We start from the raw sequence: 24494 nt of genomic DNA on the forward strand, positions 1-24494 counted from the left end.
CTCGTATCCTATTTTTTAGAGTTTTTCACCAAAGAAGGCTGGTATGTCTTAAAGGTAAAAGATCGTGCCACGAACTCTTTCGCCTTAGAAACTTCCAATTTTCCCAGGGCAGCCAGCTGGACAATGATATTGCCAATTCCACTGGCCTCCACTGGCCCTGCAACGACTTCTCTACCCGTAGCATCAGCGGTGAGCTGGCATAATAACTCATTTTGAATCCCACCGCCAACCATATGAATGATAGTGATGGTCTTGCCGGTGATCTCTTCCATTTCTTCAATCGTTCTACAGTATGATTGCGCAAGGCTCTCAAGGATAACGCGTATAAACTCAGCTTTCGTATTAGGCGACTGTTGCCCCGTTCGCTCACAATATTCCTGAATCCGCTGCATCATCACACCAGGTGTGCTGAAAAGCTGGTCATTCGGGTCAATGATCGCTGGCGCCCCATTAATCGTTTGGGCTAATTCAACCATTTCACTTTGACTAAAATTCTCTCCTGCTTTCGCCCAATTCCTTTGGAGCTCCTGTAGAATCCATAGTCCCGTTGTGTTTTTTAGCAAACGATTAGAATTACCGTAGCAACGTTCATTTGTGAAACCATATTCATAGCTTTTCTCTGAAATGACCGGCTCAGGCGTCTCCATACCAACCAACGACCACGTACCACAGCTTAAAAATGCTGCTTCATCCTTACGAGTATAAGGGATCGAAGCTACTGCTGAAGCCGTGTCATGTGAAGCGCCGACTATCACTTTCATCGGGCCTATATTAAGCTCCTCTTGAATAATCGGAAGGATAGATCCAATAACTGTTCCCGCATGAACCTGTTGTGGAACTAGACTACTCGGAATCCCAAGCCTGTTAAATAATTCAGAGGAGAGCTCTCCCGTTACAGCATCCACTAAGCCGCTTGTACTCCAGATCGTGCTTTCTGCTGCTTTTATACCAGAAAACAGGTAATGAAATAGATCTGGCATCATTAAAATCGTATCCGCGGTCTCCATAAGAGAATCATTATCCTGAAAATCAGAGAACAGCTGATAAAGTGTATTAATCACACTTGGCTGAAGACCGGTCATACGGAATTGCTCTGCCGGTGACAGTAACGCTTCCAATTTGAGACGGTGAACCTCCATCCTCCGGTCCCTGTAATGATGGGGGGAATAGAGCATCATTCCTCTTTTATCAATAAACCCATAGTCTACTCCCCATGTATCCACACTTAAGGACGTCAGTTCTCCATGTTGCCTAAAGGCTTTTTGAACCCCTTGCTTCATTTCATGGAAGAGCCTTAGAGTATCCCAATATAAATGCCCGTTGACCTGTACAGGCGTATTCTCAAACCGATGAATTTCTTCCATTTGCAGCTTATCGCCATCATATATCCCCAGCATGACTCTTCCGGAACTGGCGCCGAGATCTATGGCTAGAAGCTTAATCGTATCACCCATTGTTCACCACACCTGCTTCACAGGAAGATTTTAATAGAGGGGTCCAAAGTTCTGACATGCTCTGTAATCTGCTCCCTCCAGATCTTCGGTACCAAATAACGACCATACCCGAGGTCTAAAAATACGTGATTCCTCAACATTATGCATGCTGACCGGAATGCGCAGAATAGACGCCAGCGTAATCAAATCTGCCCCAATATGCCCATAACTGATCGCTCCATGATTTGCGCCCCAATTATTCATGACATCATACACTGATTGGAAAGAACCACTATTGGTTAACTTAGGCGCAAACCAGGTAGTTGGCCAAGTCGGATCTGTTCTTTGATCCAGTGTATGATGAACATCTTCAGGCAGCTCAACCGTGTGACCCTCTACAAGCTGAAGAACAGGTCCAAGCCCTTTAACCAAGTTCATCCGTGCCATAGTAACTGGCATCCCGCCTTTAGTTAAATAATCCGTAGAGAAGCCGCCCCCGCGGAAATATTCTTGAGAAGCCGGGCGGAATTGGGTATGGCTCAAACATGCTTCTACCTCATCCTCCGAAATTTCCCAAAAAGGTTTAATCGCAGGTTTACCGTCTATCGTCTGCTCACCCGTGCCATCAAGAGCAGCCGAACCCGAGTTGATCAAGTGAAGTATTCCGTGTGCTGCCTCACCTTCCAATTGATGACCCGTTACTCGCTTAACTGCATCTGGACTCCAAAAGGTTCGAACATCCGCAAAAATTTGTGCAGTATTCGTAAGCAAATAATTGAACAGCATCGTTACTCCGTTCAGGCTATCATTCTCTGTCGCTACGATATAAGGTGTACGTTTGCCATTCCAGTCAAAAGAGGAGTTCAGTATCGTTTCCATGAAATCCCCATTAGGAAAATGATCTGTCCATTGGCGCTGACCTTGGAACCCACCCACAATCGCATTATGACCGTTGGCCTCTTCCTCAAAGCCCAGCTCAGCGAGAACAGGATTTCCGATCATCAGATCACGGGCGATCAATGTCATTTTCACACAAGTCTCCCACTGCTTCTCTTTCTCATCATCACTTATTTGCAGATGCTTCGGATTATTATCGGCACCAACTTGGCAGTTTTCTTTGGTCCACGCGAGTGCTCGCTTATATTCCTCTTTATCATAAATTTCCTCTTCAAAGCGGCGTACATATTCTGACATATCTATATATTCATTACGCATTCCCAGATACTCTTGGAAGAACTGTTCATTCACAATCGATCCAGCAATCCCCATCGAAACAGAACCCATTGATAAATAGGATTTCCCTCTCATTTGAGCGACAGCCAACCCAGCTTTGGCGAACTGCAGCAATTTAGTCTGCACATCCGCTGGAATCTCCTCACTGCTAGACTCCTGAACATCCTCACCATAGATACCAAACGCCGGAATTCCTTTTTGTGCATAAGCAGAGAGAACAGCAGCTAGATATACCGCACCTGGGCGTTCCGTTCCGTTAAATCCCCAAACCGCATGTGGGATTGAGGCATCCATATCCATCGTTTCAGAACCATAACACCAGCAAGGGGTCACAGTAATCGATACGCCAACATTAGCCCCAGCAAATTTCTGAGCCGCAGCAGCAGCTTCTTTAACACCACCAATCGTAGAATCGGCAATGATGCACTCTACGGGGCGGCCATCCGGATAAAATAAGTTCTCTTCAATAAACTTAGCTACCCGCTGAGCCATACCCATGGTTTGAGCTTCTAACGATTCGCGAACCCCTCTTCTTCTGCCATCAATGGTCGGGCGGATGCCAATTTTCGGATAGTTTTCTATCACTGCTGTTCCTCCTCAAGATCATCTTAGTATCATCGGTAATGGACCTATTTCTCCTTCATCATAAAATATGGAAACGCTTTAGTCAACATAAAACAACATATTTATAGATAAATTATGTGGTTTTATGTGGTATTGATATTATTATACTGTGGTATTATGTGAATATGAGGTTATTTCTTTGATTTATACAACAATGTAGTAAACTAGGAAGTAGATGATGATAGAGGTGAGTGAACGGATGAAAGCATTTGAACGGCGGGATCTAATCATTAATGAGCTGTATAGACAAAAGAAAGTCCATGTCGCTCAGCTGGCGCAAAAATTCAATGTCTCGGAAGAGACCATTCGGCGGGATCTGGATAAACTGGACAAGGAAGGACTTGCCAAGAAAAATTATGGCGGTGCAATCCTTAATGCCCACACGAATGAGGACCCTCCCTATGTGAGTAGACATCAGGTAAATATAGAGGCCAAACGTACGATAGCTGATCATGTCCTCCAATTAATTAATGATGGGGACAGTTTGGTGACGGATACGAGTTCAACAGTTTTTGAGGCTTTACGGAGAATTATAGAGGAGAAAAACAATCTGACGATTATTACGAATTCTTTGGTTGTATTATCCGAATTTCAACATTCTGGGCAAAAGCTAATTTCTACTGGTGGAATACTAGGCCCCGAGACTAGCTCCTTCGTTGGACATACCGCCTCACAGACTATTCAAAAATATAATGTGGACGTAGCCATATTCAGCTGTAAAGCGTTGTCTATGACTGGTGGGCTCAGCGATTCGAATGAAGAAGAAAGTGAATTGAAGATTCTCATGCAACAGCAGGCGAATAAAGTAGTTCTGCTCGCAGATCACTCTAAGTTCGACAGGACTGCGTTCATTAAATTATTTAGTTTCGATCGAGTGGATTATATCGTTACAGACGAGAAGCCTTCTGAGGAATGGATCGAGTTTCTGAATAACTATCATATATCTCTTATCTATGCACCCGCTGAGTAATCAGTAGGTGCATAAATAAAGATAAGGGGGCATCTTTATTTCACTAGTCGTTTAAAAGACCACTTTTCTCTACGATCTTCAGCCACTCCCCAGCAATCAGATCATGCCCAGCCGCTGTCGGGTGAACGCCGTCCCACAGCCAGTAGGCTGCATCTATTCTACGAGTACCTGCATCAAATGCTTCCTGTAAAGGAACAAACACAGCATTAAATTCCTCTGCAAGCTGCTTAACAACACCCTGATAATGAGTAATCCGCTCTTTCCATTCGTCCCATTGTTCTGCCGGAGCTCCGGTATTTAGAATAAAAGGCTCACACAAGACCAGCTTCGTTTGCGGAAGTACTTCCCCAGTTTCTTCAAGCACATGACGGTACGCACGTTCAAAACGGTCCGTTATACCACTTGGTTCCCCTTTCATTGTTCTCCAAAGATCATTAACACCAATTAAAATACTGATGATATTCGGCTGAAGGTAAATCGCATCCTCATTCCAGCGTGCATATAAATCGGAGATCCGATCCCCACTAATTCCACGGTTATAGAACACGAGATTCTGCTCAGCCCGTTCGTTGCCTAGCTTACCGCCAATGATATATGCATAGCTATGTCCTAGAATATGATTGGGATCTTCATCACGACCACGGTTTCCATCCGTAATAGAATCACCCTGAAACAAAATCACTTTTTTAGCTTTAGAAGTTGGAATAGTCATTACTACGATTCATCTCCTTGATCTCGTCTTTTACATGAAACATTCAAGTTGAATGTTCCATAGGATACAAGTAAAGTTAACATATACAACTCAAGGAGGGAAGAAAATAATGAAATACAGAAGACTAGGCAATTCAGGACTAAAAGTCAGTGAAATCGGCTTAGGCAGCTGGCTTACATATGGAACAGCAGCAGAGCAAAAGGCAGCAGACGCCTGCATCAGCAAAGCTTTTGAATGCGGTATCAATTTCTTTGATACTGCTAATGCTTATAACCGTGGTGAAGGCGAAAAAGCAATGGGCGCTGCTCTTCGTGCTTATGAAAGATCATCTTATGTGCTGAGTACAAAGGTATTCTTCCCCATGGGGGATGATGTGAATAATCGTGGTTTATCACGTAAGCACATCATGGAGCAATGCGAAGCTAGCCTTCGCCGTTTAGGAACCGATTATATTGATGTTTATTTTTGTCATCGCTTTGACAGAGAGACGCCTGTGGAGGAAACTTTACGCGCGCTGGATGACCTAACTGCACAAGGTAAGATTCTGTATTCGGCAGTGAGCGAATGGAGCGCAGCTCAAATTTCTGACGCCACCGGCATTTCGCGCAGACTAAATCTGCGTCCGCTTATTTCCAATCAGCCTATCTATAACATGTTCGAACGTTACATTGAAGATGAGGTACTTGAGGTATGTCAGCGTGAGGGCCTCGGACAAGTGGTCTTTTCCCCACTCGCTCAAGGTATTCTGACAGGTAAATACAAACCTGGACAACAGCCTCCGGCAGGAACCCGCGCAGCTGATGATTCGGTAAATGGCGTCATTCGCAGCTACTTCCGCGATGATGTACTGACTGTTGTCGGACAGCTGGATGAACTAGCTAACAGTCTTGATTTGAAGCTGTCGCAACTAGCGTTAGCTTGGACCCTACGGCAACCTGGTGTAAGTTCTGCAATTATTGGGGCCAGTAAGCCAGCACAGGTGGAAGAGAACGCCCAAGCTGTTGATGCCGTTCTATCTCTAGATACTTTGGAGAGAATTGAAGAGATTCTAAAGCCAGTAGCCGATTTCGCTCCAGCGAGATAATCTAAAAGAGGTTGTACCAAAAGCCACAGCAATTGGCTTAGATACAACCTCTCTTTTTCTTAAGAAATCAATTTGGATTCTTCGGCTTGTTCAGCCGCCTTTTCGATATAACGCTCCAGCGGCTTTTTGAGCGTTAGCGCCAGTAAGAGTGCTATTACACCGAATAGGATCAAATAAAGACAATCGCGAATCGCCACTTCCGGCAGAATCCCCCCTACCGCCTCCCGCATCAAACTAATCGCATAAGTAAATGGCATAAACGGATTCAATATTTGAAAGAAATGGCCTGTTGTACTGATTGGAAACGTACCGCCAGAGCTTGAGAATTGAAGCACCATGAATACGATTGCTATCCCCTTCCCAACATTGCCGAATACGGAGACAAGTGTAAAAACAATCGTCACGAATACGATACTAATTAATACTGCAAAAAGGACAAACCACACCTTGTCCACCACATAACATTTCAGAATAAAGATATTACCAAGTACAGCCACCAACGCTTGCAGAATCCCAACCGTAAGAAACGTCAGCAAACGTCCAAAATACAATTGATACCGCTTGTACACAATTCCCTCAGTATCCACTCCCGTACGGAGAAGTGAGATTAGGAGTGTGCCACCTACCCATAAGGAAAGTACAACATAAAAAGGAGTCATAGCCGAACCATAATTCGGAATAGGATATAACTTATTCTCTTTTAATACTACCGGATTGGCCAAAAATTCACTTTTGCTCTTAATATCCCCTCCGAGCAGCTCAGCAATCTCTCCCAGATCCACCTCATCTTTGATCTGACGGATGGTGGCTGCCGCTTTACGAATCGAATCTTCCAGTATCGGAAGATCATTTCGCACCATATCCGCTGCGACCGCCACTCCCTTATCCGCACGGGGGAGACCTGTACGTATCAGATCAGAAATCTGGTGCACCCGTTCCTCTACAGCCGGCAGATCCTGACGGACGAAATTTGCAGCTTGTTGTATTTTTTCTCCTGCAACAGGCAAGCTGCTCTGAATTAGTGGAAGTGTATCGCGAACAAAAGTACCAAAGCTCTGTGTCTTATCTGCGACACCGCTAGCTGCTGTATGTACCGCTTCACGAATAGCTGGTAAGTCCTGCTGTAGACTAGCCAAGCTTGATCGTCCGAACTCGATTGCTGCCATAGTCTCCTCAAGAAGGGTACCCAGCGCCGATAGACGATCCGGAACTTGTTCCAGGGCAGTGGCTGTAGTCTCAGCAGCAGTGGATATTTGCTCTAATGTATTTTTTATAGCAGGGATAGTTGCCGCTTCATATTCGGAAATAAGCTTCGAAATGGCTACGTTCCCTTCGCCAGATTTAAGACCCAATTGCTTAACATTACTCGGATCAGGCTGACCCTCATTTTGTAGATCCGTCGCCAGTGAGTTTACCAAAGAAGTCTGTCTGCTCAAGGCATTGTTTACAGCCTTCAAGGTGCCAATCTCAGCATTAGTTACTGTTCCTGGTGAGAATGTATTCAGTGCCGATAACAAAGAAAGCGTATGATCCATCACGTTACTTCCCGACACCAGCTGAGCGGAAACTGACTCAAGTTGCTCGCGTACCGCTTGCGGGTCAAGATCTTCTCCCTGCAGCAGTTCAGCAAGCTGAACTACTGCGTTCTCCGTATTTTGCAGCAGGTATATATTTTGTTTGAGGGCGGCAGGTACCGCTTCAAATGCAGCATTACTCTTCTCTAAGAACTGTTGAAGCTCTAGAACAAAATCATTTCCAGCAGTTACAATTTTGTCGGCCTTAGGTAGCGCAGTTAGGGCAGTGTTAACAACTTTATTTGCTTCCGCAAGACCTTCCGACGCCTTGTCCATGATTTGTTCCACTTCACCAAAATGATTATCAAGTTGAACGATTAGCTGTGCTGCTTGTTCAATTTTGGGTAGCTTATCCTGCAGCTCCCCTAAATGATCTGCAACATTGGCAATTTGAGGCCAATGTTCAGCTATTTTTTCTAAAGCCAATCCCGCCTTTTCCACATCAGGCAGCTTATTCTCCAGCTTAGAGATGCGCGTTGCCGATGCATGAATTTGCGGCCATTGCTCCTCAATTTTCAATACATGTTGGCCTGCCGTTTCAATCTCGGGGAGACTTGCCTCTAACTTAAACAACCCTTTTTCAACCTTGCGTATAATAGGCAATTCAGATTGGAATTTTGAATCAATTTGCTTTAAAGCCGTAAATACGGTTTCGCTAATGGTTTCCGTAAAATTCTCACTGATCTGTGTTGTAATTGAAGAGGCACCTTTATCTGTGATTTTAGGGGCAATCGCATTTATCTTCTCATTGACGGTATATTCAATCTCTGGTTTCACGATCCTGCCTTCGAGGATTCCTGTCATTCTTTTGGAGAAATCAACAGGGATAACAATACTCGCATAATAATCTCCACGCTTCACACCGTTGTGCGCAGCTTCTGCATCTACGAAGGTCCAGCCTAAGCTTTTATTATTCCGAAGACTTTCCATGACATCATTGCCGATATTGAAGCTCTTATCCTTCACAGTGGTCCCTTCATCCAAACTGGTTACAGCAATCTTAATGCCAGAGGTATTACTGTAGGGATCCCACACCGCCGCAACGTTAAACCAATCATACACAGAAGGTAACACCACCAAAGCAGCGATCAGGAACACGGCCACAGGAACCTTAAATACGTTGCGCCAGTCGTTCCTATAAATCCGTAGTATTCCACCCATTCGTTGCTCCCCCTAATCTGTATGTTTTGACATTTTAATATGCCCGAGGAGACAAACTTTTACTATCATTTTTAGTGGATTCATGACCGGCATCGTTTTTCAGAAATATTTTAAAATAATTGCAACAAAACCTGCTCGTTTAACGTAATAGAAGTATATAGCCCGTTTAGGAAAAAACGTAGCGGGTAATAAGATATATACAACCTTTTTACATATCTCAAGGGGGAGATTTCTAATGTTTAAGAAAAAGTCAGCGTATGTTTTACCGGTTGTTGTTCTATTGTTTCTTTCCCTAATTACTACTGCAAGTACCGTTGGAACACGAGTAGATGCGCAAGATAGTGGCAAGACTCAGCAACAGACGGTATATATCCATACTATTCAATCCGAGAATGGCAAGCTTTCCATTACAGCCGATGAAATAAACTGGTATCAGGGTGCTGATGCTGACCGAGTCTTTGCTGAAAGAGACCCAGAAGGTGCAGCAGAAATTGGCGGGGCTCCAGACGGATATTATGTTGTTAATGATGTTGATACACTGACAACCTATCCGATCGCGGATAACGCAAAAGTCACCATGCAGATCTTTGATCACACTGGTAACATTGAGGACTTAGACATTCAGTGGAACGAAGCCATTACCTTACAGCAATTTATCGATCAATTTAATAAAACGGATATTTTCGATCTAAGCCAGTTTCCTTATCACCTTACGATTCAGGACGGCGTAATCACCTCCATCGTGCAACAATATATACCTTAAGCAGCAACACGTAACATATGAAAAAGAGGGTTACCCAGCGGCCATTTACGTGGCTAATGAGTAACCCTCTTTTTTTTGCAAAACGGATTGTTTTTATTGCGCATCCCTAACAGGAACTCCAAAATTCGGCGTGCCATCTTCATTCCAATGGAAGACCTGAGCGCGAGTATGACGGTTTGGATCATAAAGAGGATCGCCAGTAATTTCTTTATAATTGCGGCAGTGGTAGATGAGCACATCTTTCCCATTTTCATTGACTGTAAAGCTATTATGGCCTGGACCGAATTGTCCATTTTCTTCATTCGTTTGGAATACTGGATTTGGTAGTTTAGTCCATGAAGCTGCCTCCAGAAGTTCGCTGTCTTCATCCGCTACTAAAAGTCCCATGCAATAATTGAAGTCTGTAGCACTCGCCGAGAAGCTGATAAAGATACGACCATTTCGTTTCAGTACTGCTGCGCCTTCGTTTACTTTGTACCCAATAATTTCCCAGTCATGCTCTGGAGTAGCAATCATAGTCTGAGGACCTGTGAGTGTCCACGGATTGCTCATTTCAGAAATATACAGATTAGAATTACCCTCAATATTCAGGTCCTTCTGAGCCCATACGTAGTACAGTTTTCCTTTATGCTGAAACGTTGTCGCATCCAAAGCGAACGATTCCCAAGCAGTCTTCACTTGACCTTTTTCTACCCATGTTCCTTCTAAGGGATCAGCAGATGCATTCTCGAGCGCAAACATACGGTGATCGAACAAACCATCCGTCGTCTCCGTAGTCCGTGCTGCAGCAAAGTAAATGTACCATTTTCCGTCTATGTAATGAATTTCCGGCGCCCAAATGTTAGCACTAAGTGGCCCCGTCTCATACTTGCGCCATGCTACAACTGGTTCTGCAGTAGTTAATCCTTCGATCGTTGTCGATCTTCTTACTTCGATCCGGTCGTATTCTGGAACAGAAGCTGTGAAATAATAATATCCATCCGTATGTTTATATACCCATGGATCAGCACGTTGCTCCACCAATGGGTTGTTGTACTCTCTACTCGTATCCATAATCTCTCTCCTCTATAAAAGCTTTAACAATGCAGAACCATGCGGTGGAAGAACCTGCGCAACCCCTTCATTAGTAACTTCCAGGTCATGGCTTTGCCACAGATTACGTATCGTTTTTGGAACTGAAACATTTAGCTTTTGGAACGATACCTGGAGTGTCGACTCTTTGTCACTGAGATTAAACAACGCTACATAGTGGTTACCTTGTTCATCCTCAGAAGTCCAGATCGCATACTCTTCGTTCCGCTCTACTTGTCTACCACCCTTACCAAAATGATGCAGATGAAGCACTTCCCTATTGGTTAACAAAGATAATGTCCACTCATCATTGTCTCTAAGCTCTCCCCCGAACATTAAAGGCGAACGGAAAATAGTCCAGAGCGTCATCATGGTAACCTGTTCGTCAGGAGTAAACCTTGTAAATCGGTCTCCCCCGCCATCAACGGAACGAATCCCAAGATGACCTAGCGGCAGCATATCACAGTCTGGCCAATGGCCTGGCTGAACGTAAGGAGCCCATTTTTCGCAGCGCTCGAACATTCCACGCAGCAAATGCCAATGATCCCAATAATCGTCGGTCATTCTCCACAGGTTAGCATGTTCAGCTAAGTGTTCAGCCTCTTCTACCGGAGCAGGTCCAGGTGAAAGACTAAGCACCATTTCACGACCACAGCGGTCGATAGCCTTACGGATCATGGCAACTTCGTCTTTGTGGTATCCATAAATACGTGAAGCGGCAATATCATCCACCTTCACATAATCTACACCCCAACTGGCATACAGCTGGAAGAGAGAATCATAGTAAGCCTGACTGCCTTCTTTAGAAGCATCTACTCCATACATATCTGTATTCCACGGACATATAGAATTGGGATGTGCGATATCACGTGCGGTTTGCTCAGATTCTAGAATGGAACTTGCCGCATGAACGGCCTGTCGAGGGATTCCACGCATAATATGGATGCCGAATTTCAACCCTAATCCATGCACATATTCAGCGAGTGGGGCAAATCCTTTGCCTCCCTTTGCGGAAGGAAAACGATTTTCTGCCGGTTGAAGTCTGGAATACTCGTCCATGACCAACGGTACAAAGTTACGATATTGCGAAGAGTTCGCTCCAGGCTCATACCACTGAATATCCACAACAACATATTCCCAGCCAAATTCCTTCAAATGAGCAGCCATATATTCGGCGTTGCCTCTTACCTCTTCTTCATTAACACTAGCTCCGTAACAGTCCCAGCTATTCCAGCCCATCGGGGGCGTTGCAGCTAACATAATGATTTCCACGTCCTTTTCTAAGACTTTCAGTTTAAAAATAGCATAGACAAAAAGACTTGTAAACTTATATTTAAACCTTTTAATACTTTTATAAAATAAATAGTGAAAATAACATGATTTTGTTGTAAAACCATCTTATCTTGTGAATTAGTTTCATTAATTTTTAAATTAAATTAGATTAAATACAAAAACAGGAAAAAAACTCCCTTATTTTTATCATTCTACAAAATAAGGGAGGATGCTTTATTTATATGCTATATTAGTTTATAATTTCATAAAACAGTATTCATTTATGACCATGTGGAAGAAGGTATTGATAAAATGATCTATATTAAAGATTTAATGAGTGGTCTTGAAATATTCAAGGCGCTTAGTTCTGAAATCAGAATCCTCATACTCGAACTTTTAGCTACCAATCAAGCACTGAATCTGAATGAAATTGCCAAGAAGCTGAACCTCAGCAATGGCGCAATCACGATGCATATTAAAAAGTTAGAAGAAAGCGGTCTCATCGAGATAAACACATCCGTGGGTAAACACGGTATTCAGAAGGTCTGCTATTTAAATAAGGATAAGCTTATTGTTGATCTTCGCAGCAAGGATGTTGATAATCTCTACGAAGTAGAAATCCAAGTAGGACATTATAGCAACTATCAGGCTGTTCCGACCTGCGGACTTGCTACCAAAGACAGCATTATCGGCGACTTCGACGAACCCCGTTATTTCGCTGATCCTCAGCGGATTGAATCCGAGATCATTTGGATGGCTGAAGGCTTTCTCGAGTATAGAATTCCGAACTATCTTAAAGCTAATCAAACGTTCCGCGAAATCCAATTCTCGATGGAGATTGGCTCTGAGGCCCCTGGATCTAACGATAACTATCCCTCCGATCTTTATTTCTACTTAAATGGAATTGAAATCGGCTACTGGACTAGTCCTGGAGATTTCGGAGACACGCGTGGAACGTTTAATCCAGACTGGTGGCCTCCACATTTAAACCAATATGGTATGCTCAAACTGATCCGTATCAATAATGAAGGTAGTTTTATTGACGGTTGCCGGATTTCTGACGTGACCCTGGATGATATTCAGCTTGATTACAAGAGCGAGCTTACTTTCCGGATAGCCGTAACGGACAAGCCTGTAAACAAACGCGGGCTCACCATTTACGGCAAACATTTCGGCAACTATAGCCAGGACTTACTGGCGCGTGTACTATATGATGTTCATGAAGTTGAAATTGGCGCTTCTCGTACTGCCGTTACCTTATCAGAGTAAAACATTCCCTAAACAAAAAGACCTTAGAACCAGCAATAACTGGTCTAAGGTCTTCTTTTTCTTTGTATATTTTTTTGAGTTTGACTCATAATAACCTTGTCTCCCAAACCACCGAGAAGGAGTGTTTCGAATGCGTGAAGGTCTAATTCCCGCTGTTCTTGGAACCGTCGTAACCGCTTCTAGCGCCGCTTTTCTTGGAAGCAAGTATAAGATGGCAGCAACAGGCGTACTTGGATTTGGTCTGGCTCATGTCGTATTGGGTGCCATTGATCTGTTTGAGCATCGGTAAGGATTGGAAGATGCCGGGTGGCATAAACACTACCCGGTTTTTTAGATATACATATTGGCGCAATTACAGCTACTTCTTCATACCCGAAGCATACGGACTCAGATGACGTTATTTGCTTATTTTTAGCCTCTCGTTTTCAATAGCAGGAACCACACCAAACTCATAAAAAGAAGGGCTGTCCCATCAGCTATTTTCATAGCTTTTGGGACAGCCCCTCTTAGTATGTTGAATATTTATTTTATAGCAATATAAAATAAACGTTCCGCATCATCATCCGCCTCTATCCACTCGAAATCGGCGTAAGTCTTCACAGCACTAAATCCAGCCTTAAGCAGTTCATCCTTCATCCACTGGGGATCGTAGGCACGCTGAATATGCGTCTCTTCGAAACGGCGATATACATCACTCCGTCCCTCTTCGCGAGCGAAAATGGACAGATGATGTTCTATTTCGCGGCGAGGAACATCCATCTCACAAGTCCAAATATAAGACACCGATGGTTCGTCCAGAATAAAGGGCTGCTCTTCTTCATAACGGATCAGTGTGTTTGGATGATGTACATCGAACAGAAAGGTGCCGCCTTGCTTTATTCCTGCAAAGGTACTAGCAAAGACAGCTCTGATATCGTCTTCTTCCAGCACATAATTCAGACAATCACAGAAAGAAATCACAGAATCCACAAGCTCTGGAAGCTCCCATTCCTTCATGTTTTGTCTAATCCAACGAACACTACCTTCGCGCAAGAAACGCCGTCCCTGGGGATGCTCTTCCATTTTGCGCTGTGCCACTGAGAGCATATCTGAAGATAGATCGATTCCGGTCATATGATACCCTGAACCCGCCAAAGGAATAGTGATACTCCCGGTGCCGCAGCCAAGCTCAGCCACGGTTACAGGCTTACCGTATTTGCTCCATGCGGTTTCAGCAAAGGAGATCCAATCAGGATACGGCATATCTGCCATGAGCTCATCGTATACATAAGCAAATTTCCCATAGGAAGACACTAGTACACCGCTTTCTATTACAACATTTAATATGATTCTATTATTGACCCATCAAGCCTAAACGCTCTAGGCGTCCCCACAAGGTCTTTTATATTTTTAATTATTGGGTTGTTTCTTCATTTCCCTCGGTTGAACCTTCCTCTTCCTTAGGAGCAAGATACGTCCAATTCTCTTTTTGGGTAATATGGCCTTCCTTCATCAGCTTTCCAAGCGCACGCTTAAAGGCTGATTTGCTAATTCCGAAACGCTGCTTGATAATATCCGGTGGTGTAGCATCCGAATAAGGCATCGCTCCACCCGGACGGGCATGCAAGAATTCCAAAATCGTGGCAGAGTCTACATCCATGCCTACTTCTTTACGGAGACCCATAGAAAGGTTAACACGACCATCCTCGCGAATATGGGAGACACGTGCTTCGAACTGCTCTCCAAGACGTAGTAGACGACTCCGTTCAGAGGAATGGACCATACCGATAATACCAAAGCCTAAAACCCCAGCATCTACAAGAACAAAAGTCCCCATCTGCAGCGGTTTGTACACCCGGGCTGTCACAGTCTGTCCCATCCAGGATTCAGGCGCAGGAAGAGCTAGCGGAGCTAGTTCCTGTTCTCCAGCTAATTTAGCACGAAGACGCCCCTGTTTATCATGCTCCATAATCGCATACACATAGTCGCCGATCTGAGGGCGCAGCTCTGGAAGCTCTGGAAGCTCACGAATGGGCAGCAGCAGCTGCCGTCCGAGACCCATTTCCAAGAAGCAACCTAGACGCGGATGGATATCAGCCACTTCCAATAAGGCCATTTCGCCCAATGTCAGAAACGGTTTCTTCATCGTTGCTGCTAGACGATCCTCGGTATCGAAGAAGATAAAGACTTCAACTTTATCGCCTGTCTTAACCTTCTCGGTAAGCTCAGTATAATGCAGCATAACATCCTGATCTCCTGCATTCAGGAAAAATCCGTATGGGGATACCTCTCTTACTACATTAAGTGTAACTGTAGTTCCTGCAATCAGGCTCATACAGTCTCCACTACCTTCGCATCCGACCACAGACGCTCAATATTGTAGTATTCACGTTCATCGCGGTGGAAAATATGAACAATAACATCTCCAAGATCCATCAGCACCCAGCGTGCTGAATCCATTCCTTCGATCCCCTTAATTACTCCGCCTGCTTCATGGACCACTTTGCGGACTTCGGTGGCGATGGACTGAACTTGGGTATCCGAATTACCGTGACATACAACAAAGTAATCACTAATCGGTGAAACAGTACGCAGATCTAATGCCACTACGTTCATTGCTTTTTTATCTTCCACAGCCTTAAGGGCCAGTTCTAACAGCTTGCTTGGTTGTACACTCATATTTTATCCTCCAATATTCTAACTAAATCATTACGCGCCAATACCGTTAACGGAAAGATCACTCGGCGTTTTTCCAGTAGCAAACTAATCGTAGAATCAAATCCAGCGACTAGTCCTTCTTCCAAACTTACTTTAGCCAGCTTACGTATCTTATCAACCCCTGGAAAATCTCGGCCAGGCTCGATATAGTCGGCGAGACAGACAATTTTCTCAAGTAAACTCATGTCTTCACGACCTGAGGTGTGAAAACGGATCGCATTCAGAATATCTGGATCTGTGATCCCATAATCGTGCTCTGCTACAAAGGCACCTACTTCTGAATGCCACAGCTGCTTGTCATGCTTCAGAAGATTCAAGTTCAGATGATTCTGCTCGATAATCTCCTTCATTCTCTCCACAGGCCAATACTTGGCCACATCATGAAGAATTGCCGCTGTCTCCGCACGCTCAGGATCAGCGCCATATTGCTCCGCTAGTTGAATGGATGACTCCATGACGCCCAGTGTATGCTTCCAGCGTTTAGCAGGCATTTGTGTCGAGACCGCCTCAATCAGAGCTTCGCGGCTGTATGCCATACAATCCACTCCTTTGAACATAATCGAACACTGCCTCAGGTACCATATAACGAATGGATTTTCCAGTTGCAGCCCGTTCTCTTAACATCGTTGACGAAATATCAACCAGAGGCATATCTGCTAGCAGTACCTTTTCTGCTATATAAGTTGGCAATGCGTCTAGATCAAGAGGTGTTCCCGGACGACCTACGCCGATAAATGTAAGCCGCTGCACAAGCTCTTCAATCTCGTTCCATTTCGGTAAATACTGGACCATATCCGCTCCGATGATGAAATAAAGATCGAAATGCGGATACGCCTCTTGCAGCCGTCTTATGGTCTCATACGTATAGGAAACGCCACCTCTGACAACTTCCCAATCTAATGTGCGAAAAGCTTCATGATTGTGTATCGCTTCCTGCACCATTGCCAGCCGATCTGCTCCAGATACCCCTGCCTCATGTTTATGAGGCGGAATATGTGAAGGCATAAACCATACTTCTTGAAGTCCATAAGTTTCTCTAGCTGCTTCCGCTGCCATCATATGACCAATATGAAGAGGATCAAAGGTACCTCCCATAATTCCAACTTTCAAGAGGACGACCTCCTCAGTAGTATGCTTTCAGGTATTAGCGTGGCAGCTCAATAGTTTTGTTATCACGCGATTCCTTGTAAAGGACAATGGTCTTTCCGATCACTTGTACAAGCTCAGAACCCGATTGTTCGGCCAATGCAGCACCGATTTCCTTGGGATTCTCAATATTGTTGCTCAGTATACTAATCTTCATAAGCTCACGCTTCTCAATAGCTTCTTCAATGTGGCGTACGAGGTGATCGTTTACTCCACCTTTGCCCACTTGAAAAATAGGATCGAGGTGATGCGCCAATGAACGAAGATACCGTGTTTGTTTACCAGTTAACATAAATGAATAACTCCTTAATTAACATATATTATTACCCTAAATTGATGAATCCATTTCTTACTCTTTTCCACCCAGACAATGGAGTATGGTCTGTCGCATGATTTCCGTAGGAGCAGGCTGCCCTGTCCAATATTCCAGTGCATAGGCTCCCTGATAGACAAACATCCCGAGGCCTCCATGAATCGTACAGCCTCGTTCAAGTCCTTCTAACAATAGACGCGTGCGCAGTGGATTATAAATCAGATCACTTACGACCATCCCTGCACGAAGCAGTTCAGGATCTATCGGTGTCTCATCCATATGAGGATACATTCCTACGGAGGTTGTATTGATCAGTACATCAACACCATCTAACGTTTCCGCTACTTCGTTCATGCTAATCCCGATCACATTCCCTTTACTCTGGCATTCTGCAGCCAAGTCCTGTGCCTTATCAACACTGCGATTAGCGATAAGGATAGAAGAAGGCTTCTCCTGAAGCAGTGCGGCAACAATTCCTCTTGCTGCTCCACCGGCTCCAATCACCATTATCTTCGTACCTGACAAATCAGAAATGGCTTCCGCTTTAAGCGAACGTACATAACCGATTCCATCCGTATTATATCCGGTGAGTATCCCGTTATTATTAACAATCGTATTGACTGCACCAACGGCTACCGCACTTTCATCTAATAGATCCACATAAGCCATCACCGCAACCTTATGCGGAATCGTCACATTTACCCCACGGAATCCAAGCGTGCGAATCGCTTGCACCGCATCCTCCAGATTCTCTGGAAGGATATGAAGCGGCACATAAGCACCCGGAATTCCCAGTGCTTGCAGTGCTGCTTCATGCATAATAGGAGATTTTGATTGTATAATAGGATCTCCCATTACGCCCAGTAAAATATTCCCGGTATTGTAGCCCTCGGTTGCAGTTATCAAAGACACTGTAATAGCCTCCCCGTTAGATCATCGAAGGGCGGGTAAGCACCTTCACACCACGCGGAACGTGGATAGCCACGACTGCGCCTTCTGTCCCGTTGACCTTAATCCAGCCCAAACCTGAAATATATAGATCGCTCCGACTGCCTTTATTAATTCGGAACTCATGCCGTTGCCATGGTGGCAACTTGTCCATCCGGTCACTTCCTGGAGGAGACAACATTTCACCACGATGGTCCGCATAAAGGGAATCTGCACGTTCCAGTTTGGTGCGATGGATTTTTAAAGTACCACTAATAAAGCAAGTGAACGATTGATGCGGACCTTGTACGAAATCAAAACGTCCCAGTCCACCGAAAAATAGCGTCTGTCCTTCATTCAACTGATAGACAGCAGGCTTCAACGGATTGGCTGGCATAACTGCATCCAGATCCTGACGCTCAACTAGTTCACTATAACGCCATGGATACACGATTCCTGGCGTATCTATAATATAGTGGCCATCATCTAGTGGGATTTTGACCGTATCGAGTGTTGTACCAGGGTAACGCGAGGTGGTTAACTCCTGCTCCAAATCACTATAGTCCGAAATCAAACGGTTGATAAGCGTGGATTTCCCTACATTCGTAGCACCGACTACATAAACATCACGCCCACCACGCAGTTCTGTTACGGCTTCAAGTAAACGGTCAAAGCCTTGATTACGTTTCGCACTACAAAGTACGATTTCAGCTGTCCGCAATCCTTCTTCTTTACAGCGTTGTTGCATCCAGTTACGCAGTTTATTCCAGTTCGTAACCTTAGGCAGCAGATCACATTTATTCACTGCAAGAATAACTGGGTTATTACCGACAAACCGCTGAAGGCCGGAAATCAAACTGCCTTCAAAATCGAAAATGTCAACAATATGAATAACAAGTGCATTCTTCTCCCCTACTCCACTCAGCAAGCGAAGAAATTCATCCTGGTTCACAGAAACAGATGAAGCCTCATTATAATTCTTAATCCGGAAACAGCGTTGGCAAATCACAGGGTCCCGATCTAGTGCGACTTCCGGAAGGTATCCTGGTTGATCCTTATGCTCCGTCTGAAGCTTGATACCACAACCGCTACACTTCTCAGGACGCTGTGTTTCACTTTGTTCGTTCATTACTATTTTTCCTCCTCGTGCCACAATCCTTTTTTACGAAGCCGTGTCAGAGCAACTCGCTCTACCCGACGATTAAATCTTGTGCCGAACCCTTCATCCTTAACGGAGATTGGCAGCACCAATACGGTATACAGGCCAAGCCGATTGCCGCCGTATACATCTGTAAGCATTTGGTCTCCCACCACAATCGTCTGCTCCGGTGGCAACTCCATCTGCTTCATCGCTTTGAGAAAAGGAGCATTACTCGGTTTACGAGCCTGATGCACAAATTCAATATTAAGCGGTGTAGCAAAGCGTGACACCCGTTCCATGTTGTTATTGGATACGATGATGAGCTTAAAGCCCACTTCCTTCACCTTCTCAAACCATAACAACAGCTCCGGAGTAGCCACAGGCGCTTTGGCACCGACCAGTGTGTTATCCAGATCCGTAATGATTCCACGGTATCCCTGCCGATACAGCTCTTCTAGAGAAATATCGAATACCGTATTCACCCGGAGTTTGGGAACTAACATTTCAAACAATACGTTCACCTCGATTTCATACAAAAAACTATAACATACTCCATGCGCTACGCAAATAAATCTATAGCAATGATTTACTGCATAAACGCTATTTCTTGGATCTTATCGTTCTCCGCAGCCGCAAAGCTTCAGTATACACGCTCTGCCAGTCTTTGTCTTCAATAACATCAGGGCTATACTTCGCTTGTTCAAACATCGTTAGCAGTGAAGAAAGATGATTGGCCACAGCAGGTCGTTCCTGACTCCAGCGGACTACGGCTTCACGCAATGTTTCATGCTCTTCCTTCATCATTCCCTTACGATGCAAATACCTTACCCAACGCTCAGTTTCAGCCACAACTTTCTGATCAGGCGTTAAAGGCCGGCCCATTCGCATCTGTTGAACGAAGAAGCGAAGCTTAAAGCGAATATGCCAAACTTTAAAAATAGTCCAGGATAATAATACAACCACTGCCACCAAAATTACCCATAAACCCACATGGAAGCCTTGATCTGCTTGTGCATTAGTCACAGGTGCAGGTGTTGGTTCTGCCATTTCATCTTGATCTTCCGGGTCTGTCTCAGGTATTTGCTCATTCTTAGTCAGGAGAGGAGCATTAAACCCCGGTGTAGCTTCAACAGGAATCCAACCATACTCACCAAAATAGACCTCAGCCCAGGAATGGGCATCTGCATTGGTAATCGTGTAATTATTATTTGCCGCACCCACCTGCTGCGCCAGATTCATAGGCATTTCTGGCTGTTCTCCAGGTGCATAACCCTTAACCCATCTTGCAGGGATGTTTAGGGAACGTGCCATAGTGACTAGTGCCGTAGAATAATAATCACAGTAACCTTCCTTCAGCTCGAACAAAAATCCATCTACAAAATCCTCACTTGAAACACGTGCTATATCCGGCTTGTTGGTATATGGAAAGGTTTGTTGTAAGTATTGTTGCAAAAGTGCTGTTTTTTCATACGGTGTTTTTCCTTGTGCTGTAATTTCCTCGGCCAGATCTTGAACCCGTTGAGGGAAGTCATCAGGCAGCTGAAGGAAGCTTTCCTCCAGATCATTACCTTTGTATAGCTCCTCATAGGTCTTTGCTGTCAATTCCTGAACAGGAATGACGGGAACTTCAGAAGTCAGCTCGAAGGTCGAAGGATAGTCTAGTTTCTTCTTATCCATATCCCATAGAAGCTCACTATCACGGTCTCTCCAGAAAAGACCTTTCCCGGCTGCCTCACCATTCAATGAATCCACCGAAGTTACAGAATAAGCACCGAATAACACTGGAAATTCATTATTGTTAAGCACTTTAACCGTCTGTTTCAATGTGCGGGTAGTGACCTTAGAAGCCACACTTTGCTCCAAGGATTTCCCCGTCTCCACCTCTTCTATAGGTCCTCGCTTCAATCGATCCTTATCCGACCATCCACTTCCAGAATAGATTCTGCGTGTTTCTCCTCGCATATAAACACGCAAATCTGAAACCACTGTCATCACCGGGGTATAATCGAAGTTAAAGCCCCCGCCCAGGTTGTCATCATTCAGACTATAGCCAGACGAAGTATTGTTAACAGAGGAACCTGAGCCCGTATTGGAATTCGTTGTTCCAGTTGTGCTCTTACCAGAAGATTTCCCAATTCCATTCCACTCTTGCCACGCTGTATAAGGATCCGTCAAAGTAGGCCTTACATCCGGCATATTCACACCGATTAAAATAACCAGAGAGAAGACGATTGCGATATTCATGACTATTTTCGAGGGATATTCCAGCAAATGTACCCATCCACGCGGATAATGTAGCTGAAAACTTCTCAGGTGCTGGCTGACAAGCCATCCCATACCCGCAAATACCGTCCAAGCCACTTCCTGCCACAATACAATAGATGTAAAGGAATCAAGCGCAGCCAGCGCTACAATGTTCATTCCTATAAACCATAAGATACGCTTCTTAGAGGATACCCACCAAGACGATAGCAACAGCAAGGCAGAGGCACCAAGAGCAAACCAGATATACGGCACCATATACACACTAATATCTTGGAGCTTATCCAGAAGGGTTGTAGCCCATGGATCAGGAACATAAATTCCGTAATTAGAAATGATGCGATAAACGATATAGATAATAGCTACTGCTTCCATAATCAGTCTGAATTGAACTTTAACAGGGATAAAAATCTCAATGACGGTGATCGTTAATAGGGCAGCCCATACAGAAGCAGTGGTTTGATTTAACCAGATGGGTTCCGTATAAGAAATCCACTGCTGTGCAATAATCAATAGCCAAAATAGGCCGACGGAACGGTGCCAAGAGAATTTTATCTGATTCCACCAGGTTCTCATATCATCCTTCCCCTCCTAACACTGAGGGAAGCTCTTGAAGCGAGCTAATACCATAACCGGTTATTCCACGAGATCTAAGGACGTCTATCCAATCGTTACCTCTATTTACCTCTGCCGAATTTCGCACATGAATGTGAGAAGCAGTCATTCCTCTGCTGTCAGCCCAACGTAGTGCATCAAGTACAGGCTGTCCACGCTGTGGACTAATTAACACGAAGTAAGAGCCTTTAGGAAACATACGGTATCCTTTTTCCAATCGGGAGATAAGCGGACCGCGTCCCTCAGCGTTTAGATCGATTAAATATTGAATCATCTTCTGACGCTCAGCAGCACCTTCAACTGGTGCGAACACCTTCGTCGTCTTATCCAAACAACACAGTCCAATTCCAATTCTCTCCCGAATGCCGAAGCCGAGTAGTGATGCCGTCACTGAAACTGCTAGTTCGAATTGATTCGTATTCATATAAGCTGATGTGCTTCCATCAAGGACTAAAATGGTTTTGGGAATCGACTCATGCTCAAACTCTTTGGATTTCCAAGAGCCTGTCTTAGCAGTAGCGTTCCAGTGAATTCGCGTCAAGCGATCACCATATACATAGTCACGGACGCCATTAATCTGTGTGGTTTCACGCCGAGATTGAACAACGGATGTCTGCGGCCCAGATAGCCGAGATTTTCTCTCATATAACTGCCAGCGCGGAACGTAGATCGCACGAGGCAAAACCTGAAATTGTCCTTCCGATAAAAATGTTCCCTTATGCTCGACAAGCCCAAATATATCTTGGCTGATAATATCCGTATTAGCGAATGTGTATGTTCCACGCTCTAAGGCTGGTGTCTGAAACTTTAGTTCCCCAATGCCTCTGAGGCTTGGGATCACACTTTCTTCAAATACCCACGATTCTCCATTATGCCGCTTAAGAACTTCCCTTACAACAACGTAAGGCAAGGGCAAAATCCCAGGGATTGTAACCTTTAGTTTTACACGAAGATGCCCTCCGGCAGAGAGCAAATCTCCCTTGTCTTGTTCAGAATAAAGACTGCGAGTGCCCTTAGCTCGCCGAACGCCTCCTAAACCTCCAGCAATCAAATATGCAATAAGTACAGAGACCATGATAAACAACATAAATGCTGTTTTCCCGCCCTGAAAAAGTACATATAAGAGTGTAATACTCCAAATTACAAGGATGCTTGCAAGCTTAGAGGGCTGAATGATGGCTGCCACCGACGACAAATAACGTCTCATATCATTGCCTCATCGTAACAGGCACATGAATGCTCTGCAGAAGCTTTTGAAGCAAAGATTCTACGCTAATATTATCTAGGCGCGACTCTGGACGCAGCAATATTCGATGACCCAAGGCAAATGGAGTAAGGATCTTCACGTCATCAGGCAGAACGTAATCTCGTCCTTGCAAAAAGGCATAAGCTTTACAAGCCATCATAAAGGATAGTGAGGCACGTGGACTTGCACCCAGCATTACAAGTGGATGTTCTCTTGTCTGCCGCACAATATCTAACAAGTAATTCAGCACAGGATCACTCATGAAGATGTCGCGAATTTCTTCCTGAATCCCTGCAATTTGTTCCATGCTTGTTACGGGCGAAAGCCTGTCCACCGGTTGGCCTTCCTGATGGCTCAGCAATAAATTTTTCTCCGTCGCTGCATCAGGATATCCAAGGCTAATTCTCAGCATGAATCGATCTAATTGGGCTTCAGGCAGTGTATAGGTTCCCTCAAAGTCTATCGGATTCTGGGTAGCGCATAACATGAAAGGGTGCGGAAGTGGATACGTCTCACCATCTACGGTAACGTTTCGTTCCTCCATCACTTCCAGAAGTGCAGATTGTGTCTTCGTAGTAGCACGGTTAATTTCATCGGCTAGTAAAATATTCGTCATCACCGGACCAGGCCGGAAATGAAACATCTCATCCCTAGGATGATAGACAGAAACACCTGTAATATCACTCGGAAGTATATCTGGATTACACTGAATACGGCGATATTCACCGGACATTGATCTTGATAGTGCGCGAATTAGCTGGGTTTTTCCTGTTCCCGGTACATCCTCGATCAATACATGACCACCAGCAAGCAGAGCGGTTAACAATAATTGTATTTCAAATGATTTTCCAAGTATGCAGGATTCCAAATTAGTGCGTACAGCATTCATGGTGTGCATCGATTCTTGACGTACGGGCATATATAATCCTCCTAGCCAGAATAAGCAGTATTATTTATATTTTACATGATTAGAGGACCCAA

The 24494-nt window shown here is 44.5% G+C and carries 23 protein-coding genes; 5 read left to right on the top strand and 18 right to left on the bottom strand.

The features are described from left to right. Nucleotides 1–8: 8 nt before the first annotated feature. Both NSQ29_RS19705 and NSQ29_RS19710 read right to left on the bottom strand, forming a co-directional pair. Entirely contained in the window at nt 9–1454 is a 1446-nt protein-coding gene (locus NSQ29_RS19705) for a rhamnulokinase (protein WP_341125888.1), read from the bottom strand. A 30-nt stretch (nt 1455–1484) separates the two neighbouring features. Beyond that, a complete protein-coding gene (locus tag NSQ29_RS19710) occupies nt 1485–3251 on the bottom strand; it encodes an L-fucose isomerase (RefSeq protein ID WP_339801738.1) in 1767 nt (588 codons plus the stop codon). A gap of 238 nt (nt 3252–3489) precedes the next feature. On the opposite strand from NSQ29_RS19710, the gene NSQ29_RS19715 reads away from it, so the two are divergent. Next, complete coding sequence (locus NSQ29_RS19715) at nt 3490–4260, top strand: DeoR/GlpR family DNA-binding transcription regulator (protein ID WP_042193458.1); 771 nt, start codon at nt 3490–3492, stop codon at nt 4258–4260. 43 nt (nt 4261–4303) lie between these two features. Here the strand turns inward: NSQ29_RS19715 and NSQ29_RS19720 are convergent, their stop codons facing one another. Next, nucleotides 4304–4972 (bottom strand): SGNH/GDSL hydrolase family protein, encoded by a 669-nt coding sequence (locus NSQ29_RS19720; protein ID WP_076284308.1) that lies wholly within the window; start codon nt 4970–4972, stop codon nt 4304–4306. A gap of 109 nt (nt 4973–5081) precedes the next feature. On the opposite strand from NSQ29_RS19720, the gene NSQ29_RS19725 reads away from it, so the two are divergent. Continuing rightward, on the top strand, nt 5082–6056 hold the full coding sequence (locus NSQ29_RS19725; protein WP_339269671.1) for an aldo/keto reductase family protein: 975 nt from the start codon (nt 5082–5084) through the stop codon (nt 6054–6056). A 59-nt stretch (nt 6057–6115) separates the two neighbouring features. Here NSQ29_RS19725 and NSQ29_RS19730 read toward each other — a convergent pair whose 3' ends face one another. After that, on the bottom strand, nt 6116–8791 hold the full coding sequence (locus NSQ29_RS19730) for a YhgE/Pip domain-containing protein (RefSeq protein ID WP_339801733.1): 2676 nt from the start codon (nt 8789–8791) through the stop codon (nt 6116–6118). A gap of 235 nt (nt 8792–9026) precedes the next feature. On the opposite strand from NSQ29_RS19730, the gene NSQ29_RS19735 reads away from it, so the two are divergent. Next, nucleotides 9027–9554, top strand: a complete 528-nt coding sequence (locus NSQ29_RS19735; protein WP_339269667.1) for a hypothetical protein — start codon at nt 9027–9029, stop codon at nt 9552–9554. Nucleotides 9555–9647: 93 nt separating this feature from the next. Here NSQ29_RS19735 and NSQ29_RS19740 read toward each other — a convergent pair whose 3' ends face one another. Then, complete coding sequence (locus NSQ29_RS19740; protein ID WP_339269665.1) at nt 9648–10607, bottom strand: glycoside hydrolase family 43 protein; 960 nt, start codon at nt 10605–10607, stop codon at nt 9648–9650. A 12-nt stretch (nt 10608–10619) separates the two neighbouring features. Next, entirely contained in the window at nt 10620–11885 is a 1266-nt protein-coding gene (locus tag NSQ29_RS19745; protein WP_445164910.1) for a glycoside hydrolase family 27 protein, read from the bottom strand. A 324-nt stretch (nt 11886–12209) separates the two neighbouring features. On the opposite strand from NSQ29_RS19745, the gene NSQ29_RS19750 reads away from it, so the two are divergent. Together NSQ29_RS19750 and NSQ29_RS19755 are read left to right on the top strand one after the other, a co-directional pair. Beyond that, complete coding sequence (locus NSQ29_RS19750; RefSeq protein WP_042131966.1) at nt 12210–13166, top strand: ArsR/SmtB family transcription factor; 957 nt, start codon at nt 12210–12212, stop codon at nt 13164–13166. Between the two features lie 130 nt (nt 13167–13296). Then, a complete protein-coding gene (locus NSQ29_RS19755) occupies nt 13297–13455 on the top strand; it encodes a hypothetical protein (protein ID WP_036675694.1) in 159 nt (52 codons plus the stop codon). 233 nt (nt 13456–13688) lie between these two features. On the opposite strand, the gene NSQ29_RS19760 is transcribed toward NSQ29_RS19755, so the two are convergent. The 12 genes from NSQ29_RS19760 to NSQ29_RS19815 form a co-directional block, all read right to left on the bottom strand. Further along, nucleotides 13689–14459: a class I SAM-dependent DNA methyltransferase gene (locus NSQ29_RS19760; protein ID WP_341125889.1), complete on the bottom strand. Its 771-nt coding sequence runs from the start codon at nt 14457–14459 to the stop codon at nt 13689–13691. Between the two features lie 100 nt (nt 14460–14559). After that, complete coding sequence (locus NSQ29_RS19765) at nt 14560–15480, bottom strand: CvfB family protein (RefSeq protein WP_341125890.1); 921 nt, start codon at nt 15478–15480, stop codon at nt 14560–14562. Continuing rightward, the gene (gene rsfS, locus NSQ29_RS19770) at nt 15477–15824 is read right to left on the bottom strand and encodes a ribosome silencing factor (protein WP_042185972.1); all 348 of its coding nucleotides are present in this window, start codon (nt 15822–15824) and stop codon (nt 15477–15479) included. The genes NSQ29_RS19765 and rsfS overlap by 4 nt, the downstream gene beginning before the upstream one ends. Next, nucleotides 15821–16399, bottom strand: a complete 579-nt coding sequence (gene yqeK, locus NSQ29_RS19775; RefSeq protein ID WP_341125891.1) for a bis(5'-nucleosyl)-tetraphosphatase (symmetrical) YqeK — start codon at nt 16397–16399, stop codon at nt 15821–15823. Before yqeK ends, rsfS begins: the two co-directional genes overlap by 4 nt. Further along, nucleotides 16371–16973 carry a nicotinate-nucleotide adenylyltransferase gene (locus NSQ29_RS19780; protein WP_042185968.1) on the bottom strand — a complete coding sequence of 201 codons (603 nt, stop codon included), beginning with the start codon at nt 16971–16973 and terminating at the stop codon, nt 16371–16373. Before NSQ29_RS19780 ends, yqeK begins: the two co-directional genes overlap by 29 nt. A gap of 34 nt (nt 16974–17007) precedes the next feature. Beyond that, complete coding sequence (yhbY, locus tag NSQ29_RS19785; RefSeq protein ID WP_042185967.1) at nt 17008–17301, bottom strand: ribosome assembly RNA-binding protein YhbY; 294 nt, start codon at nt 17299–17301, stop codon at nt 17008–17010. Nucleotides 17302–17358: 57 nt separating this feature from the next. Beyond that, entirely contained in the window at nt 17359–18234 is an 876-nt protein-coding gene (gene aroE, locus NSQ29_RS19790) for a shikimate dehydrogenase (protein ID WP_339269659.1), read from the bottom strand. A gap of 16 nt (nt 18235–18250) precedes the next feature. Further along, nucleotides 18251–19378, bottom strand: a complete 1128-nt coding sequence (yqeH, locus tag NSQ29_RS19795; RefSeq protein ID WP_234540168.1) for a ribosome biogenesis GTPase YqeH — start codon at nt 19376–19378, stop codon at nt 18251–18253. 2 nt (nt 19379–19380) lie between these two features. Continuing rightward, entirely contained in the window at nt 19381–19902 is a 522-nt protein-coding gene (locus NSQ29_RS19800) for a YqeG family HAD IIIA-type phosphatase (RefSeq protein ID WP_042193454.1), read from the bottom strand. Nucleotides 19903–19990: 88 nt separating this feature from the next. Next, nucleotides 19991–22228 (bottom strand): DUF4129 domain-containing transglutaminase family protein, encoded by a 2238-nt coding sequence (locus NSQ29_RS19805; RefSeq protein ID WP_339269654.1) that lies wholly within the window; start codon nt 22226–22228, stop codon nt 19991–19993. Between the two features lies 1 nt (nt 22229). After that, on the bottom strand, nt 22230–23474 hold the full coding sequence (locus NSQ29_RS19810; RefSeq protein WP_340968114.1) for a DUF58 domain-containing protein: 1245 nt from the start codon (nt 23472–23474) through the stop codon (nt 22230–22232). Nucleotide 23475: 1 nt separating this feature from the next. After that, nucleotides 23476–24432, bottom strand: coding sequence for an AAA family ATPase (locus NSQ29_RS19815; protein WP_076284318.1), 957 nt, complete (start codon nt 24430–24432; stop codon nt 23476–23478). Nucleotides 24433–24494: the final 62 nt, after the last annotated feature.

The sequence above is a fragment of the Paenibacillus sp. FSL F4-0236 genome (assembly GCF_038000135.1).
GTDB lineage: Bacteria > Bacillota > Bacilli > Paenibacillales > Paenibacillaceae > Paenibacillus_AQ.